At 37.5% G+C, this 18,620-nt stretch carries 17 protein-coding genes; 11 read left to right on the top strand and 6 right to left on the bottom strand.

The features are described from left to right. Positions 1 to 3 precede the first annotated feature (3 nt). The 11 genes from B0E34_RS04145 (at position 4) to B0E34_RS04095 (ending at position 11,107) form a co-directional block, all read left to right on the top strand. Positions 4 to 1,641, top strand: a complete 1,638-nt coding sequence (locus B0E34_RS04145; RefSeq protein WP_087707034.1) for a hypothetical protein — start codon at positions 4 to 6, stop codon at positions 1,639 to 1,641. A gap of 111 nt (positions 1,642 to 1,752) precedes the next feature. Then, positions 1,753 to 2,460, top strand: coding sequence for a response regulator transcription factor (locus B0E34_RS04140; protein WP_087707031.1), 708 nt, complete (start codon positions 1,753 to 1,755; stop codon positions 2,458 to 2,460). A gap of 2 nt (positions 2,461 to 2,462) precedes the next feature. Further along, positions 2,463 to 3,872: a sensor histidine kinase gene (locus tag B0E34_RS04135; RefSeq protein ID WP_087707028.1), complete on the top strand. Its 1,410-nt coding sequence runs from the start codon at positions 2,463 to 2,465 to the stop codon at positions 3,870 to 3,872. A gap of 164 nt (positions 3,873 to 4,036) precedes the next feature. Beyond that, positions 4,037 to 4,531 (top strand): hypothetical protein, encoded by a 495-nt coding sequence (locus B0E34_RS04130; protein WP_087707026.1) that lies wholly within the window; start codon positions 4,037 to 4,039, stop codon positions 4,529 to 4,531. Between the two features lie 28 nt (positions 4,532 to 4,559). After that, the gene (locus B0E34_RS04125; RefSeq protein ID WP_076391144.1) at positions 4,560 to 5,402 is read left to right on the top strand and encodes a YoaK family protein; all 843 of its coding nucleotides are present in this window, start codon (positions 4,560 to 4,562) and stop codon (positions 5,400 to 5,402) included. 329 nt (positions 5,403 to 5,731) lie between these two features. Continuing rightward, positions 5,732 to 7,519: a DNA mismatch repair endonuclease MutL gene (gene mutL / locus B0E34_RS04120; protein ID WP_087707024.1), complete on the top strand. Its 1,788-nt coding sequence runs from the start codon at positions 5,732 to 5,734 to the stop codon at positions 7,517 to 7,519. A 5-nt stretch (positions 7,520 to 7,524) separates the two neighbouring features. Next, the gene (locus B0E34_RS04115) at positions 7,525 to 8,256 is read left to right on the top strand and encodes a rhomboid family intramembrane serine protease (protein ID WP_087707021.1); all 732 of its coding nucleotides are present in this window, start codon (positions 7,525 to 7,527) and stop codon (positions 8,254 to 8,256) included. Positions 8,257 to 8,261: 5 nt separating this feature from the next. Then, the gene (locus tag B0E34_RS04110) at positions 8,262 to 9,248 is read left to right on the top strand and encodes an endonuclease/exonuclease/phosphatase family protein (protein WP_087707018.1); all 987 of its coding nucleotides are present in this window, start codon (positions 8,262 to 8,264) and stop codon (positions 9,246 to 9,248) included. A 74-nt stretch (positions 9,249 to 9,322) separates the two neighbouring features. Then, positions 9,323 to 10,297 carry an endonuclease/exonuclease/phosphatase family protein gene (locus B0E34_RS04105; protein ID WP_087707015.1) on the top strand — a complete coding sequence of 325 codons (975 nt, stop codon included), beginning with the start codon at positions 9,323 to 9,325 and terminating at the stop codon, positions 10,295 to 10,297. Positions 10,298 to 10,301: 4 nt separating this feature from the next. Then, positions 10,302 to 10,655 (top strand): hypothetical protein, encoded by a 354-nt coding sequence (locus B0E34_RS04100; RefSeq protein WP_087707012.1) that lies wholly within the window; start codon positions 10,302 to 10,304, stop codon positions 10,653 to 10,655. A 41-nt stretch (positions 10,656 to 10,696) separates the two neighbouring features. After that, positions 10,697 to 11,107 carry a hypothetical protein gene (locus B0E34_RS04095; protein WP_087707010.1) on the top strand — a complete coding sequence of 137 codons (411 nt, stop codon included), beginning with the start codon at positions 10,697 to 10,699 and terminating at the stop codon, positions 11,105 to 11,107. A 48-nt stretch (positions 11,108 to 11,155) separates the two neighbouring features. On the opposite strand, the gene B0E34_RS04090 is transcribed toward B0E34_RS04095, so the two are convergent. The 6 genes from B0E34_RS04090 to B0E34_RS04065 form a co-directional block, all read right to left on the bottom strand. Further along, positions 11,156 to 12,670, bottom strand: coding sequence for a GH3 auxin-responsive promoter family protein (locus tag B0E34_RS04090; RefSeq protein WP_087707007.1), 1,515 nt, complete (start codon positions 12,668 to 12,670; stop codon positions 11,156 to 11,158). A 105-nt stretch (positions 12,671 to 12,775) separates the two neighbouring features. Continuing rightward, entirely contained in the window at positions 12,776 to 13,186 is a 411-nt protein-coding gene (locus tag B0E34_RS04085; protein ID WP_076391160.1) for a BrxA/BrxB family bacilliredoxin, read from the bottom strand. 431 nt (positions 13,187 to 13,617) lie between these two features. Further along, positions 13,618 to 14,064, bottom strand: a complete 447-nt coding sequence (locus B0E34_RS04080; protein ID WP_076391162.1) for a GatB/YqeY domain-containing protein — start codon at positions 14,062 to 14,064, stop codon at positions 13,618 to 13,620. 110 nt (positions 14,065 to 14,174) lie between these two features. Then, entirely contained in the window at positions 14,175 to 16,079 is a 1,905-nt protein-coding gene (gene ftsZ / locus B0E34_RS04075; protein ID WP_087707004.1) for a cell division protein FtsZ, read from the bottom strand. A gap of 100 nt (positions 16,080 to 16,179) precedes the next feature. Further along, positions 16,180 to 17,571 carry a cell division protein FtsA gene (gene ftsA / locus B0E34_RS04070; protein ID WP_087707063.1) on the bottom strand — a complete coding sequence of 464 codons (1,392 nt, stop codon included), beginning with the start codon at positions 17,569 to 17,571 and terminating at the stop codon, positions 16,180 to 16,182. Positions 17,572 to 17,661: 90 nt separating this feature from the next. Further along, entirely contained in the window at positions 17,662 to 18,606 is a 945-nt protein-coding gene (locus B0E34_RS04065) for a cell division protein FtsQ/DivIB (protein ID WP_087707001.1), read from the bottom strand. Between the last annotated feature and the right edge of the window lie 14 nt (positions 18,607 to 18,620).

The raw sequence follows: 18,620 nt of genomic DNA, 5'->3' as shown, positions 1-18,620 counted from the left end.
GCCATGTTATTCGATTATAAATTTCACAAAGATACTGCCGTTACCAATTCCGCAACGAGCACACAAATGAGCTTTTCGCCGGATCTGCAGAGAGATCCCACATTTTTTGTAGGAAAGCTGAATAAAAAAATCCCGTTTCGGGAAGCCATCTCTGCACTGCATGATGTGGTGGTTTCTGATCTTCGTTTTAAACCGAAAGACAGGGCAGAATACAAAGAATGGGTTACCGAGCAGGAAAAGCTCTGGCTGAGCGATTATATGGCTGAATTTCAGGTGGAAGAGATCCGGAAGAGAATGGCAGAGGTAAGAGGAGAACTGGATTTGGTATATAAAGAAAAGAACAGGGTTTTAGGTCCTTTCAATACAGCCAAAAAAGCTTATTTTGATTATCTGTACCAAAAAGACAAAGACGCGTGGTTTGTTCTGGATCCTGTTATCACGGTTCATCCCGACGAAGTTTTCTTTGAATGTTTCAGTCAGGACGAATCCACTTACGGAAAACTGAGCAGCAGTTATAATGTTTTCACAGAGATCAGCGAGTTTAAATGCGGAACTACAAATATAGATTACTCGGCTGCGCTTTATAATGAATTCCAAAAAATAAGAGATTATAAGGATACGGAATTTAAAATTGATCCTTCAGGTTTTGAGGCACTTACCACCAATGAAGAAGTGTACAAAGAAGAGAAGATAGATTTGCCGGATTCCTGGGTCAGAGGATTTTTACAGGTAAGTTCAGCCATGACTTTACCCGCGACGACTTTTGATCTTCATCCGATGGATATTTTCAGTATCTGTCAGTTTTTAAGAAGATTTAAAGAAAAAAAAGGACCGAGAGCATTGCGTTTTATCCTTGAACCCGGAAAACCTGTTCAGGCGGTTTTCGAACCGTGGTACGAAACTCTAACATTTCACCGTTCGGTTTATACGGGATCAGAAAGCAAAACCATCAGGATTTGGGGAAGAAGAAGATTGCTGATTCTGGAAAGACTAATCCCGATTGCTAAAAATTTCAGAGTGGTCTTATTAGGAAACGGATTGCCCTCGTTTTATATTGCAGATTTGGGAGATATGGCTTTCACATTGGGACTTTCAGGATGGACGACAAATGACTGGAGCAGAGCCGGAAATTTTGATCTTATGGCTCCCAGAGGAAATGTGGATCTGCTTACTCAGGAAAAAGTTTTTAATACATTAAAAGAAACCTGGTTTGGAACTCCTTCTGAGCTTTCAAAAAAATTAAATCTCAATACGGCAACAATTTCTTCTTCACTGACATCTTATACACAGGCAGGAAGAGTGATTTATGATCTTAATCTCGGATTATACAGGGTTCGCGAGCTTACTCAGGAGCCTTTGGATATGAAACAGTTGCGGTTCTCCAGTCCGCAGGAAGAAAAAGCTAACCAATTGATTGCAGAAGATAAAGTGAAAATAAGTTACATCGCTGAAAATGATATTCTTAAAATTCAGGGAACCATTCAGGAAAGCTATGTAACCTATCAGACGGAAGCTTTTATTGATAAAGACCAACGATTGACCGACGGAAACTGCCAGTGCGGTTTTTACAGGGCAAACGGATTGAGACAGGGACCCTGCGAACATATTCTGGCTTCAAGGATTATGATTAACAGAAAATAATAGAACATAATTTTTTTTTAAAATTTGATAAAGGAGGATTTTTTATTTTTAAATTTCCTCCTTTATTCATGTCCCATCTTTTCCCTATTTTTGTCTAATTCCAAATTTCAAATGAAAAGAATAATCCTTATCGAAGATGAAACCAGTGTAGTGTCCTTTATCAAAAAAGGGCTGCAGGAAAGCGGATATGAAGTTTCTGTGGCTTTTGACGGTAAAACCGGCGTTCAATTGGTGCAGTCGAATGATTTTGATCTGGTGATCCTCGATATTATGCTGCCGGAAATGAATGGGCTGGATGTCTGCAAAGAAATCCGCAAAACCAATCAGAATGTTCCGATTCTCTTCTTAACCGCTTTGGGAACTTCCGAGAACATTGTTTTGGGCTTGGAAAGCGGAGGAGACGATTATCTCGTAAAGCCGTTTAAATTCATAGAACTTGTTGCAAGGATCAAATCTTTACTGAGAAGGAGCAATAGCGGAAATCAGCATGAAAGTGTTGAAGATGAAGAAGATAATGAATATGTGTATCAGTTTTCAGATTTGGTTTTAAATGATTATACCAAAAAAGTGATGCGTGCGGGCGAAGAAATTTCACTTACTTCCACAGAATACAAGCTGCTTTTGTACTTTTTAAACAATCCTGAAAAAGTAATTTCACGAACAGAAGTTTTAGAAGCGGTTTGGGGAGTAAATTATGAACTGGGAACTAATGTTGTAGATGTTTATGTGAATTATTTGCGTAAAAAGCTTGATAATCAGGAAGATAATAAGCTGATTCATACGGTGATAGGAATGGGATATGTTCTGAAAAAATCTTAAGAATGTTTAATAAAGTTGTCACAAATCAGACCAAAACGATGGTGCTTCTGATGTTGGTTTTTACCGCCATCATATTGTTGTTCAGTGGATTGGTGTATTTTTCAATTGTCAACTTTTCTCATCAGAGATTTTATGAGCTCCTGAAAATCCGTACCACCACCATTATTCAGATCGAAAAAGGCAAAGATAATCTGGATCTTCCGGAAAATTACATTCTGAACGGATTAAATGATGAAGAGCTTCCGATGGAACGGGATTATGTTTTTGCAATTCCGGCAGATTCAAACTTTAAGAAAATTTCGGATGAAGTTCATATTCCGGACTATTTTTTTAAAAGCATTGTTAAAAAAGGAGAAGCAAATTTTAATGACAAGGAGTTTTACTACATCGGGCAGACTTTTAAGCATGATGATAAAAATTATATTGCCATCGCATCCGCCAAAAACCATTATGTGGTTTACTATCTCGGTTTTTTAAAAAGAACTTTGATTACCTGCATAGTTCTTTCGCTGTTCTTCAGTATGATCTTTTCTTTTTATTTATCGAAAACGTTATTTAAGCCCATCCTTAAAATTACCGGAAAAGTAAAGGAAATCAGCTCAGAAAATCTGCATTTGCGTCTGGAGCCACAACCCGATAATAAGGAATTAAACGAACTCATCGACACTTTCAACGGAATGCTGAACCGCATCGAAACTTCTTTTGAAACCCAGAATCACCTGATCGGAAATGTTTCCCACGAGCTGAGAACACCGTTAACGTCAATTATGGGTGAAGCAGATGTTGCACTTTCGATTTCCAGAACCAATGAAGAGTATAAAGAAACTTTAGGAATCATTCTGAATGAAGCCGAAAAATTAGACAAAAAAATCAAGGCTTTGCTGATGATCGCACAGACCGGATTTGACGGCAAAATCCAGAAAATGGATAAAGTGCGGATCGATCAGTTGCTTTGGGATGTAATTGAAACCCTCCGAAGAATAGATTCAAGAAACAATATCTATCTCGATATCAGTATGTTGCCCGACAATCCTAAAAAACTGAAAGTTCAGGGCAATGAACAGTTGCTGCATCTTGCGGTTGCAAATATTATTCAGAATGGTTGCAAATATTCTAATTTTCAGCAGGTTAAAGTCTCTTTGGGAGCAACTGATTCAGATGTTTATATTATTGTAAAAGACAGCGGCATCGGAATTCCCGGACAGGAAATGAATAAAATTTACGATCCTTTCTTCAGGGCTTCCAACACCAAAAATTACGAAGGCTACGGAATCGGACTTCCGTTGGCAAGAAATATCGTGAGAATACATCGTGGAGAACTAATCGTAAGCTCGCACGAAAATCAGGGAACGACCGTTCAGTTGCGTTTCCCGAATTTCTACAGTATGCAGACAGACGGAAAAGAGATCTAATATAATCATCGTTAATTTTTAAACTGTTAATTCTTTTTAACAGATTCTAATCGTATTTTAATCTCTTTAATCACATTTTAATTCCGTTCCAAAGACGTTCTAATTTGGTCGTTTTAGTTTTGTATCATCAAAAAAGAATAAATACAAATCTAAATCTCATTAATATGAACAAGACGATTTTAATAGCCACCGATTATTCTCTTGAATCTTTGAACATTCTGAAAAAAGTAATGAGAGAAAAAGATGCTTCGGAAGACCAGAATCAATATAACATTCTTTTGGTTTCGGGGTATGATATGGGAGATTCCATCAGAGATCTTCTTTTTAATACAAAAAGTACCATTTTCAATAAAATCAGACCGCAGGAATTCTGCGATGCGTATGAAATTATCAGGAATAAATATCCTCACCTGATCAATAAGATTGTGTGCGATATTTTCACCGGAAGTTTCCAGAGAACATTCAATAATTATGTGAAAGCGGAAAATATTGAAGAAGCATACTATTCTCCTTCTATTAAAAGCAAAGGAAATGGTAAGTTCGATCTTATTCCTTACATCAAAAAATGTAAAGACCTGAAATCTCAGGAAATTTCGGTTGAAGTTCGCAAAAGCCTTCCGGAAAAAGGAAGACTGGCGGAAATCTTTGTGGAAGCTTAACACTAAAGAACTTTAAAAATTTAGAAAAATGCTAAGGAATTATAGTAACAGCAGAACGTTGGGAGACAACATCAGACTGGGAACGCTGACTGCCTTTACGGCAGGTACTATAAACATTGCTTCTCTGTTGATATTTCTCTCTTTTACCTCCAATGTAACGGGACATTATGCTATTCTTGCGGCAGAAATCAGTAAAGCAAACTGGTCACAGGTTGCGGTGGTGGGAATGTGGATCTTCCTGTTCTTTTTCGGGGGATTTGTGTCGAATTTTATTGTGATCACATTCAATCAGAAAAGTAAATATTTCGCCCATGCAATGCCATTGGTTCTTGAGATCGCGTGTTTATTGTTTGTGGGAATCTACGGACAGTTTTATTACCGGAAAACGCTGGAAGAAACAGAATATCTGGTCGCTTTAATGCTATTCGCAACGGGTTTGCAGAATGGTTTAACGGCAAGTATTTCTAATTTCTCGGTAAAAACCACTCACCTTACAGGAACAACCACCGATCTCGGGATTTTATTCTCCATGTTTACGCAGAAAAAATTCAGAAAAAACGGTGAACTGGTCGGAAGAGCAAAACTGCTGATGAGCATCATGATTTCCTATGTTTTGGGTGCGGTTTTTTCAGGGTTAACCTATTATTATCTTGAATTCAGAGTGTTTTATGTAATCAGTCTGTGTTTGCTGGTGGTTATCGGTTATGATGCGTACAAAATTCATATCAGACATTTCAATACGAAATACCGATACAGCAAAATTTATAAGAAACCGAATCTGATGGCATATTTTTACGATAAAATCCACGGAATTCCGGTGATTAAAGAGCAGAAGAGAGACAAGAAAAGGAAGCTTGTGTTTGATGAATGAAAAGGGTAAAAGTTTACTGTAAAAGATCAAAATTCTTGATAACATTTTGAATATTTTTCGTAAAACGTACCTGAATAAACAGACAATGTTAAATAAGAGATATAAATATCAGTATTAATTTTGTGTAAACTAGCTGTGAATCAATCCTCTAATTGTATAACGCAATTGGGGGATTGTGTTTTTATGAAAACACTGATAACGAGACATTTTGTCTGAATCTTAAGCATGGCTGGAATGTTGATATGTTGATAAATTAATTTTAATTCAGAAGTTTATAGTTTTAATTCTTAATTTGAATGACTATTTTTGTAAGTTGATTTACGTTTTTTATGTCAGATATTATTCAGCTTTTACCCGATCATGTAGCCAACCAAATTGCGGCAGGAGAAGTAGTGCAGAGACCGGCTTCCATTGTGAAAGAACTTTTGGAAAACGCCATCGATGCAGATGCCACAAAAATTGAGTTGATTATCCGGGATGCCGGAAAAAATCTGATTCAGGTTGTAGACGACGGAAAAGGAATGTCTGAGACGGATGCAAGAATGGCTTTCGAAAGACATGCGACTTCAAAAATCCGGGGAACAGAAGATATTTTTAAAATCTCTACCAAAGGTTTTCGTGGCGAAGCGCTGGCTTCGATTGCGGCCGTTTCTCAGGTGGAATTGAAAACCAAGCAGAAAGACGCTACCATCGGAACAAATATTTACATTGAAGGAGGGGTTTTCCAGTTTCAGGATCCCGTTCAGACGGCGGAAGGTTCTAATTTTCTGGTTAAAAATCTGTTCTACAACGTTCCGGCAAGAAGAAAATTCCTGAAAAACAACAACGTAGAATTCAGACACGTTATCGATGAATTTCAAAGAGTTGCTTTAGCGCACGAAACGCTTGAGTTTTCTCTGTTTCATGATGATGAGCCCATTTTCAGGCTGAGAAAAGGAAGCCAGATGCAGCGTATCGTGGATGTTTTCGGAAGAAAACTGCAGCCGCAGCTTATTCCCATCAAAGAAGATATTATCTGGTGTAAACTTCACGGGTATGTTGCCAAACCGGAAGGAGCGAAAAAAACAAGAGGAGAACAGTTTTTATTTGTCAACGGAAGGTATTTTAAAAGTCCGTACTTCAATAAAGCCGTTCAGGAAGCATTTGAAGGATTGTTGTTGCCGGGTTATGTGCCTACGTTTTTCCTTTTTTTAGATATTGATCCTGAAAAAATAGACGTTAACATTCATCCTCAGAAAACAGAAGTAAAGTTCGAAGACGAACATCTGATCTTTGCTTTATTGCGTTCCACCATTAAACGCTCTCTGGGAATTTATAACGTTTCTCCAAGTCTGGATTTCGAAAAAGATCCTCACTTTGATGAAATTATGCACAAAACGTTCCCGAGTAAAGGAAACAGTGGAGGCGGAACAACGCTGAAAATGCCGGAAATCATCGTAGATAAAGACTACAATCCTTTTATTGAAGAACGTGAAGTTGCGCAGGCGGAAATTCAGAATCTTACGGAAATGTACCATCAGAATATTACCGCAGAACCTTCCAAGATCAATCTGTTTGAGGATGAAGATTTTGATGAAGATCTGATGAGGTTACCGAACGGATACTGGCTGTTCAACAAAGGGGATGAAACTTTAATGCTCGATTTGGGAAGAATGCACAGACTCGTGGTTTCTGAAAATACAAAACCTGTAAAAAAAGGAACAACCAATGGTCATGCTTTACTCTTTTCTCTAGAATATCATATGAATGAGATTGAAAAGGCGAAATACAATTCCATTAAAAAATATCTTCCGGAGCTTGGTTTTGAAATGAGCATTGCCCACGAAAGTGTGTTGAGAATAGATGCGGTTCCGGAAGGACTGAAAGAAACGCAGGTTATGAAGTTTCTTGAAAATCTTTTTGAAATTCTGGAATATAAGTCTGAGGAAGAATTTATGCAGTATTATCAGAATCAGTGGAGTAAGCTTCAGTCGAAATCAAGATTCGATTTCATATACAAAAAAGATGCGGAGCAGCTTATCAAGGATTTTACCGCTTTAGGCTTCCCTGAATTTTTACCCAACGGAAAAAGATGTTTCTACGAAGTTCCGTTTAATGATTTTAAAAACAAATTTTAGAAACTATGTTTAACAGTATACCTCCGGTAACAAGAAATATCATTATCATCAATGTTGTTGTATTTGTTATAGCCAATTTGCTGTTTCAGGATAGATTTGTAGGATATCTTGCTGCTTTTTATCCTTTCTCGCCATTTTTCAAATCCTGGCAGATTGTTACACATATGTTTATGCATGGAAGTTTTATGCATATCCTCTTCAATATGTTTACTTTATTCAGTTTCGGACCTATACTGGAAAACAGCTTAGGAGAAAAAAAATATTTAATTCTTTACTTTTTAAGTGGTTTGGGAGCCTTTTTCCTGTTCAATCTGTGGAATTTTGTTGAGGTTCAGCAAATTTCCAACGAATTGCAGCAGTTAGGATTTAATCTGAATGAATATCTTTCGGGTTCCTCTGTACAATACTCAGGTTCTTCACAATCTGTACTTCGACAACAGGAATTGGTTGGAGAACTCAACGGAATTATGGGAACACCGATGGTAGGAGCTTCCGGAGCAATATTCGGTGTTGTGGCGGCATTTGCCACACTTTATCCAGATGCAAAAATTGGAATTATGTTTATTCCGATCCCGATGAAAGTTAAATATGTATTGCCGGTAGTCGTTATTGGTTCTATTTATCTGGGTGTTTCCGGAAATGGAGGCGGAATTGCACATTTGGCTCACGTAGGAGGAGCGATCGTGGGTTTTATTTTGGCAAGAATTTGGAGAAAGCATTTGTACAGATTTAATTAAACATCTTGAAAATTCTTCGTCTTATTTTTCTTATCCTTCATACCGGAATATTTATTTTATTATCCGGAATGTTGATGAATGCGTATGTTTCACCCAAAATATTTCCTTGGCTGAATTTACTTTCTTTAGGTTTTCCTTTATTGATTATTGCTTATATTCTGCTTACTATTTTCTGGATCCTCAGTTGGAAGAAAAGAGCTTTTGTCTTTTTTTTCGCGGGACTGCTGTTTTTCAATCCTGTTTTACGCTGGATTAATTTTTCTCAGCCAAAAAATGAAAAAGCAGATTTAAAAATCGTTACTTTCAACGTTAAAAACGGTGTTTTAGGAAAAGAAAATATCGAAAATTTTATCAACAGTCAGGATGCGGATGTTGTTCTGTTTCAGGAGATGGTTAATAAAAAATATGATTTTAAAGGTCTGAAGCAAAGCAGCAAAACCCTTCTTACTAGCGTTTTTACAAAACATAAAGTCATTGCTGAGAAAAATTTGCTTGATGGCGAATATGAAAACGGCAATGCAACGCAGACAGATATTGAGATCAATGGAAAAACCTACCGGATCATCAATGTGTATCTGCAGCCTTTCAGATTTGATAAAAGTATGGTAAAGCTGAACGGCGACAGTGAAGAAGACGAGCAGAAACTGAAAGATATCGTAAGAAAATTGATTCCCACATTTAAAATACATCAGGAGCAGATTGTTCCGATAAGAGAAAGCATCGAAAGTTCGCCTTATCCGGTTATTCTGGCTGGAGATTTTAATGCAGTTCCTAATTCGTATGAATATTATGAATTGTCAAAAGATCTTGAAGATGCTTTTATGAAAGCAGGAAGCGGAAGCGCAACCAGTTTCCATGATTATAAATTCCCGATCAGGATCGATTATATTTTCACTTCAAAATCCGTTAAAGCTTTGAGCTATAAGGTCGACCGTTCTGCGAAACTTTCAGACCATTATCCTGTTGTAGCGACATTTAAGCTCAATAATTAAATCATAAAAACCGTTAATTTTTCTCGTGTGGTAGGATTTTTGCTGAAAAGCTCTATATCCCTTAGACTGTTTTCATGAAGCCGCGTCCAGTATTGTTATTTTTCCATATTATTGTTGGTATTTTACTCCTGTGTACATTGGGGAACGCATGGATTCCGCCTAATCTGCTTGGAAATCTGAATCTCCTCTCTCTGGGTTTTCCCTATCTTATTTCATTACATATTATTTTTACAGTGATCTGGATTTTCAGGAAGGAAAAAATTGCCATTGCATTCGTTCTGGGAACATTTTTATTTTACAATCCTATCCGAAGATGGATCAATTTTACGCCCAAAGCAGAAAGTCAGAAATCAATAAGAGATATAAAAGTCATTACGTTTAATGTAAAATACGGCGATTTTGGCTGGGATAAAGTAAAGAAATATATTCAGGATCAGAATGCGGATATCATTTTGGTTCAGGAAAAAGATACCAACCGTGCCTTGAGACAGGATCTGGTGAAATATCCTTCGGTTATTTTAAAAACCAAACATAAAATTGTAAGACAGGAAGAATTAATAACCGATAAATCGCGTGGAAATTCGTTCTATGCAGACGTAGATATCAATGGCAAAATCGTTCGGATTGTTAATGTTTACCTTGAGCCTTTCAGGCTGCATAAATCGATGCTTCAGTTCGATGGGCTGAAAAAGGAAGGCGGAAAAATCAATACATTGTTATCGCACATGATTCCTACCTTTAAAGCACATGAAGATCAGATTAAAAAAATCCGAAAAGCGGTAGATCTTTCGCCGTATCCTGTAATTCTGGCGGGAGATTTCAACTCTGTTCCCAATTCTTATGAATATTATAATCTGGGAAAAGATCTTCAGGATGCTTTTTTAGCAACGGGAAACGGCAGCTCTTCAAGCTTTCACGATTATAAAGTTCCATTGAGAATCGATTATATTTTCAGTTCAAAATCAATTATTCCTTTAAGCTATAAAGTAGATAATTCAGTAAGATTATCGGATCATTATCCTGTAATTGCAGAATTTCTGTTAAATTAGTTCCATGAAAAATTTATCTTTTGCAGCTATTATTTTCTCGGCAGTTGTGATTTCCTGTTCAAAAAAAGAACCGGCAGATTTTTACCCCGCAGACAGCCCGAAAGCAAATTATGATACCACCGCAATCGATTCTTTCTCGAATGGCGCGATTTCTGTAGATGTTGCAAGACAGATCAGGATGTCTTCAAAACAGTATCAGGATTCGGTAAAAGAGGCATTAAAACTTCAGGAGCAGGAAAAGAAACTGAAAGAAGAACTTGAAAAGGAAAATAAAAAGAAGGCGGAAGAAGAAAAGAAAAAAACAGACGAGGAGAAAAAGAAGACATCTGAGCCTTCTGCAGAGGTAAAATCTGCATAATATAAATCACAAAAAAACGTTTTTAAAAAAAATTATAAAGTATGAAAAAAAGCATTTTATCTGTACTGATGATCGCAGCCGTGGTTGTGTCATGTACAAAGTCAACATCAAAAACAGAAACTGTTGAAAATCCGGACGGATCTACGACCACTACCACCACTACTATCTCAGAAAACGGAGTGGGAGTAGATTCGGCAAAAATTAATGAAGTGAAAGAAAACACTCAGGCTAAAATTGATGCTGCCGGACAAAAGATTGATAATGCTGCCGAAGATGCAAAAAATAAAATTGATGCTACTGCGGACAAAACGAAACAGGATCTTCAGAAAGCAGGGCAGGACATCAAAGAAGGGGCTGATAAAGTAGGAAAAGATGTAAAAAGTGCCGCAGCTAAAGGAGCTTCCAAAGTTGAAGAAGGCGCTAAAAAATTAAAAGAAGATTTAAGCAAGTAAATTAAATCTTTCTGATAAAAATGAAACCGCAGTATTTCTGCGGTTTTTCTATTTATTAAGTTCCAGTAAAGGATCAATATACTCCCGGTCATTGCTCAGTCTGGGAACCTTGTTCTGTCCGCCCAGTTTGCCTTTGGATTCAAGCCAGCAATAAAAAAGATTAGGTTTTGCAATATGCACAATCGGTCTTTTCAGGGTCATATTGTTGTAACGTTTTGCTTCGTAGTCGGAATTAATCGATTTGAGATGATTGTCAAAAACGTCTATAAAACGCTCTAAATTGTCCGGTTTTTCGCAGAATTCAAAAATCCATTCATGAGCTCCGCCTTCGTTCTCTTTCATGAAAACAGGGGCTCCTGTGAAGTCGGAAACGGATGCATTGGTTTCTTCGCAGGCTTTGGTGAGCGCAGATTCAACGTTAGTAATCATCAGCTCCTCTCCAAAAGCGTTAATGTAATGTTTCGTTCTTCCTGTTATTTTTATTCTGAACGGATTGGTTGAGGTAAAAACAACGGTATCGCCAATGAGATATCTCCATAATCCGCCGTTTGTCGTAATTACCATGGCATAGTTTTTCCCGATTTCCACATCTTCCAGACTCACGACTTTCGGATTGGAAAAATGGAACTGATCCATCGGAATAAACTCGTAAAAAATACCGTAATCAAGCATCAGAAGCATTTCATCGCTGTTGGATCTGTCCTGAATTCCGAAAAAGCCTTCGGAAGCATTATAGATCTCGTAGTAATTGATATTTTTTCCGATAATCTGCTTATACTGTTCTCTGTAAGGCTTAAAGCTGATTCCTCCGTGGAAAAATACTTCAAGATTCGGCCACAATTCAGAAATATTTTTGAAGTCAGTTTCTTTCAGAACCCTCTGTAAAAGAACCATCATCCAGCTCGGAACCCCCAAAATACTTCCTACATCCTCCTTTTTAACTTCGGAAGTAATGGCTCTGAGTTTGCTTTCCCATTCTCCCATTAAAGAAACCTTTTTACTCGGAGTGGTGGTAACTTCTACCCAGAAAGGAAGATTGTCAATCAGAATAGCCGATAAATCGCCAAATTTGGTATTAAAATCCGCGTAGAGTTCAGAACTTCCGCCCAGACGTAAATTTTTATAATTAAAAAGCTGATTTTCGGGGTGATTGTTGGCGTAAATGGAAACCATATCTTTTCCGGCTTTCATGTGGCAGTATTCAAGGCTTTCTGCAGAAATCGGGATGAATTTGCTTTTGGCGTTCGTGGTTCCGGAAGATTTTGCAAAATGTTTGATGTAACCGGGCCAGCTTACATCTTTCTGTCCCTGTCTTGCTTTTTCAATATAAGGCTCCATTTCTTCGTAGGTAACAACCGGAACTTTGTTCTTAAAGTCCTGATAACTCGAAATGGAATTAAAACCATATTTTCTCCCATACTCCGTATCTTCTGCATGAAATAACTGGGAAAATAAGATACCTTTCTGTGTTTCAATAGGATGATCCATGAAATTCTGAATCTGATCTATCCTTTGGCGGATAAACCAATTGACCACAGTATTGAAAAGTGCTTTCGTTGCCATTTCAACAAATATAATAATAATTGGATTTTCAGAGAATTTTTTTGTGATGATAAAATAAAAAAACCGCTACAAATTGTAACGGTTTATATCAGAAATGCTCGTTTACTAGCAATATTCGTCGTAAGCAGCCTGAAGGTTTGCAGCGATTGCTCCTGCAGGATTTCCTTCAATGTGGTGTCTTTCCAGCATATGAACCAGTTCTCCGTCTTTAAACAGCGCTACGCAAGGTGAGCTTGGAGGGAACGGTGCTAAATGTTTTCTCGCTTCAACAACGGCTTCTGTATCGAAACCTGCGAAAACAGTAGTTAAATGATCAGGCTTTTTGTCTCCTGTTAAAGAATATACAACTCCCGGTCTTGCAGCTCCTGCAGCACATCCGCATACAGAGTTGATGACCAAAAGGGTAGTTCCTGATTGTTTTAATGCTTCTTCTACCTGAGCCGGAGTTGTCAAGTCTTCGAAACCTTTATCTGTAAGTTCAGCCTTCATCGGCATTACTAAATCTTGTGGATACATATTTTTGTTTTTTGTAAAGTACAAATTTAAGCAATTCTTTACGTTTCATCAATATATAAAAACTATCGGTTGTTTTAGAAAACAAAATGAATTGAATGTTAATAGTTTAATAATAATTGCAAAATTTTAAATTAAATATGTTAATTATCAAAAATAATTACTAAATTTGAAATGATTCTGAAAACAGTTGACCATGAAAAAATATTTACACTGATCCCTCTCAATTTATTTTCTTTCAGTTTTTGCTTTTTACCGAAGCATGAACTGATGTCATTCAGAAAAAATAAATGAAGCCCGAAACTGAAAAGTTTCGGGCTTCTTTAATCAAATCGATATGCAAAGGTTGAATATCCTTATAAAATAGCTGATGTTTTGGTTTTTAGTTGATGGATAGAAGTACCAATCAACTAAAAATTACCAACGATCAGCAATTATGAAAGCAGTTTTTTCGCCATCTCGGAAATGCTTTTTCCGTCCGATTTTCCGGCTAAAGATTTTGAAGCAATTCCCATTACCTTACCTAAATCTTTCATAGATTCAGCGCCTGTTTCAGCGATAATGTTTTTCATTTCTGCTTCCAGTTCTTCTGCTGAAAGCTGTTTTGGCAAAAATTGCTCAATCACTTTCATCTGAGCTTCCTCCACTTCGGCAAGATCATTTCTTCCCTGCGCAGTAAACTGTTCTGCAGAATCCTTACGCTGTTTTACCATTCTCTGAAGAATAGCAATTTCCTGTTCTGCACTAACTTCTGCACCTCTGGCTTCCGTTTTAAGCAGTAATATCTGAGATTTTACAGCACGAAGAGAATCCAAAGCCACTTTGTCTTTGGCTCTCATTGCTGTTTTTATAGCTTCGTTTATTGTATTTTCTAAACTCATGGTTTTAATTTGATAATTTGAAAAATGAGACAATTTGAAAATGCAATTATTTTAGAATCGAGAATATATAATTTTCAAATTCTCAAATGACCACATTTTCAAATTAAATTTTAGTCTACATCTTTATTTAAAAATCTGTTTTCTCTGATCTGCATATTTCCGTTGTTATCAGACAAATATGTGTTGATATTCTGGTCTGATGCATTGGTTCCTTCAATTGAAATATTTTTTCTCTTGAATGCGGGAACAGACTCAAACTCGCTGGAGCTGTCGAAACTCTGGTAACGAGAGTTAAACTCTTTCAGCTTGTTTCTTCTTTCCATTACTCTTTCCTGATCCACGGTTTTATTCACGAAGGTGAATTCTTCTTCTGCCGGTTTCGGAGCTTCGGTTTCTGTCTTATTTTCAACAACAGGCTCTTCTTTCAGATGCTGAAAGAAATGTTCTACTTTCTGAAACGGCTCTTCCGTAAGCTGATTTACTTCGTTGATTGCTGCAAGTTCTGCTTTTGGCTGTCCGAAATCAGATTTAGGCTCATTCTTTACGGGCTCATTCACGAAGAAGCTGAATTCAACAGGTTTTTCCTCAGAAAATGTGTTATTGAAAGCAGTATTAGACTGTGGTTCTTCTTTTTTATGATCAAAATCAAACTTAAAAGATTCTATTTCCAGATCATTCGGATCTTCTACTTCTTCATCTAAAGTAAATAAGCTGAAAGATTCTTCTTCATTGTCTTCGTTTCTCCAGTCCTGAGTGCTGTTAACCGTATCTTCCTCTTTATCAAAGAATTTTATTTCAGTTTTAGTCTCTTCGTTGCCAATAGTCATTTTTTTTTCAGTAGAAGTAACCCCGAATTGTGGATGGTCGTGGTCTTCATCGTCTAATCTGAAAAGGTTTTTACCCCCGAAATCATAATCCTGCTCCGCATGAGAATGTCTTTCCTCTCTTGTTTTAAAAGGAGACTCTTTTGGGGTATCAAAGCTGTCGTTCAGGCTGATTTTAATTTTCTCTGTGGGTCCTGCAAATTTTTTGTTATCGTTAGAAAAACCTGTTGCGATTACAAGAACGCTTACAGAATCTCCCAATTCTTCGTCTGCTCCAACCCCGAAAATGATATCCGCCGTGTTTCCTGCTTCTTTTTGGATGTGATCCATGATTACTCCGATCTCGTCCATGGTCACTTCTTCCACACCACTTCTGATCAGTAACAGAACGTTTTTCGCACCTGTAATTTTGTTGTCATTCAATAGTGGGGAATCAAGTGCTTTTTTAACTGCTTCTTCGGCTTTATTTTCACCGGAAGCAATTCCTGTAGACATCAATGCCGTTCCTGAATTCTGAAGCACAGATTTAGCATCTCTAAAGTCAATGTTTACATCAAAGTAACCCGTAATAACTTCCGCCATTCCTTTGGCAGCGTTCGTTAAAACTTCATCGGCTTTTGAGAATCCCTGCTTGAAGCCAAGGTTTCCGAATTGCTGTCTTAATTTATCGTTGTTGATGACAATTAATGAGTCAACATTATTTCTTAATTTATCCAGACCGTTTTCAGCCTGTTCCAGTCTTCTTTTCCCTTCAAAACTGAAAGGGACGGTAACAATTCCTACCGTTAAGATTCCCATATCTTTGGCTACTTTAGCAATAACGGGAGCAGCTCCTGTTCCTGTACCACCACCCATTCCGGCAGTGATGAAAACCATCTTGGTATTCTGTCCCATAGCAGCTTTAATATCTTCGATGCTTTCGATGGCAGATTTTTCTCCCACTTCAGGATCGGCTCCTGCGCCAAGACCTTCCGTAATGGTAGTTCCCAACTGTACTTTGTTGGCAACCGGATTATTATCTAAAGTCTGAGCGTCTGTATTGCAAATCACGAAATCCACTCCGTGAATACCTTTTTCGTACATGTGTTTCAGCGCATTGTTTCCACCGCCTCCAACACCGATTACTTTTATGATTGATGAATTTCCTTTTGGCAAATCAAATGAAAATCCTTGTGTACCTATGTTTTCCATAATTAGTTTCTTTTAATAATTATAATTGATAAGCGATAAATGAATAATGATTTTGTTTTAATTAAAAATAAATCATCAATTATCACTGATCTTTTATCATTTATTCTACTTCTTCAAAGAATTTTTTTACTTTTTCCATCAGCGACTGCCCGAAAGTGAGTTTTGCCGCCTTTTTATTCTCATGCTGTTCTTCTCTAGGCTGTTGTTCCTGTATCGGGGCAACTTCCTGCGGAGCGGGTTGTGAAGTTTCAATCGCAGCTTGTGCAGCAGCATTTTCCGGCTGCTCTTTTTCCAAAACAGGAGTGTCTTCTACCGTGTTCAGCTTTTTATCCCTGATTTTTAAACTTTCCATTAATAAACCAATGGAAGTCGCAAATTCGGGACCTTTAAGATACTGATTTTTATCATTCGCCACATACTCATTTGCAAATCCGATTCTGCTGTCGAATCCTGTTGTATAATTGGCAAGCTGACGAAGGTGTTTCAGGTTGGATCCACCACCCGTTAATACGATTCCTGCAATCAGTTTTTTCTTTTGTTCAAAAGCTCCGTAAGCCTTTAGCTCTGTATTTACCATTTCCAGAATTTCCTCCACTCGTGCATTGATGATCTGTGCTAAAGTTTTCAGGGAAATTTCTTTATCCGGTCTTCCGTGAAGTCCGGGAATGGTAACATACGTGCTGTCTTTTTCAAGCTCAGGAACGGCAGAACCGAATTTTACTTTCAGTTGTTCTGCATGTTTCTCGATGATAGAACAGCCTTCCTTGATGTCTTCCGTAATAATTCCTCCTCCGTAAGGGATAACACAGGTATGACGGATGATATTATCTTTAAAGATGGCAATGTCTGTAGTACCGCCTCCGATATCTACAATGGCAACTCCTGCCTCTTTTTCTTCTTTTGTAAGAACCGCTTCAGAGGATGCTAAAGGTTCAAGGGTAAGAGCTTCCATTTCAAGCCCTGCTTCTCTCACGCATCTCGCGATATTGCGAATGCTTCCCATCTGTCCTACAACCACATGGAAGTTAGCCTCTAAACGCTTACCGTGCATCCCGACCGGTTCCTGAATTTCACCTTCGGAATCTACTTTGTATTCCTGCGGTAAAACGTGAATGATTTCTTCTCCAGGAAGCATCACCAGTTTTTTTACCTGATCTTTTAATGCTTCAATGTCGTCGTCTGTGATGAATTTATCCGGATGTTCACGCATAATATAATCGGAGTGCTGCAGAGAACGGATGTGTTTCCCTGCGATTCCTACCGTAACTTTACGGATCGGAACTCCTGCGCTGGACTGTGCTTCAGACACAGCAGCTTTGATTGAATTAATGGTCTGTGAAATATTATTCACAATACCTTTGTGAACACCAAGACTTTTCGCCTTTCCTACACCGAGAACTTCTATTTTCCCGTGTGCATTCCTCCTTCCGACAATCGCAACAATCTTTGTTGTCCCGATGTCCAGACCTACTGAATACTCTTGATTTTCCATTTTTATACCGATTTGATTTTTTCGTTTTTCAGTTCCTGTTTTAATAAGGATCATAGGTTTTTGCCTATGGATATTGATGTTTTTTTATTTTTATTCTATCTTAACTTTTGCTTTAGTTTTCGGTTTTGACGCCGTAGGTTTCTCAGTTTTTTTTGCTTGGGTTACCTTCGGTTTTGAAGGATTCCCCGTTTTCTTAATTTCTTTTTTAACTTCGGCTTTAGGCTTTGGTTCCACACTTTTGGCAACGGCAACCGGAGCTTTTGCCAGTTCTATATTGGCTGCTTTTAAAATACTGTCGTTTTCTTTGTAATTAGGATTTAAGGTGGTTACAATCTGGTTCTGATATTTAATAGAAACCATACTGTATTTTTCCGGATCCTGATACACAAGATATTTTTCTACAAAGGCTTTAAATCCTTTTACTTTGAAATCGATATTATCTAAATCCCCGATCTCGACTTTGTAATTTCCTTCACTGGTAAGAAGATTATAGTCGCCGTTTCGGTCTTTGGATATTCCGATAAAATATTTTTTGCTGAAATCGTCTTTGTCGATCTTTTCAACCAGTTCGGCAAGCTTTTCATACTCTTCTTTTTTCACATTTCCTGTTACGAGCATACATGGATGAGAATAGGTTTTGGAGATCGGAAATTCTATACCTTTTTCATCTACATAAAAATCTCTGCCTTCTTTATTTAATCTGAAAATAGGAACCCTCTGTTTGATGTCTAAATTAAGTTTTCCGTTCAGGTTTAAATAAACATTTGCACTGTCTACCGCCGGAAGATTGTTGATCTTTTTTTCCAGCGCCGGAATATTAAGATCCCCGACTTTTCCAGAAGGGTTTTCCTTTTTTACAATTTCCCGGATATCTTTTTCATCAATGAAGTAAACCGGTGTTTTTTCATTCATTTTCACAGAAATTTTATTGTCCGTAATCTTCTGTCCGCTGAATTTCTTCAAAGAGAAACTCAACAGAAATCCAAGGATGATTACTGTGATGGCAATTTTTAATATTCTGTATTTATTTTTCATTTTTGTTTTTTAGC

Origin of the sequence: Chryseobacterium mucoviscidosis (assembly GCF_002177115.1) — a bacterium.
Taxonomy (GTDB): Bacteria; Bacteroidota; Bacteroidia; order Flavobacteriales; family Weeksellaceae; genus Chryseobacterium; species Chryseobacterium mucoviscidosis.
The sequence above is the reverse complement of the archived record's forward strand: the minus strand, read 5'-3'. Positions and strand labels throughout refer to the sequence as shown.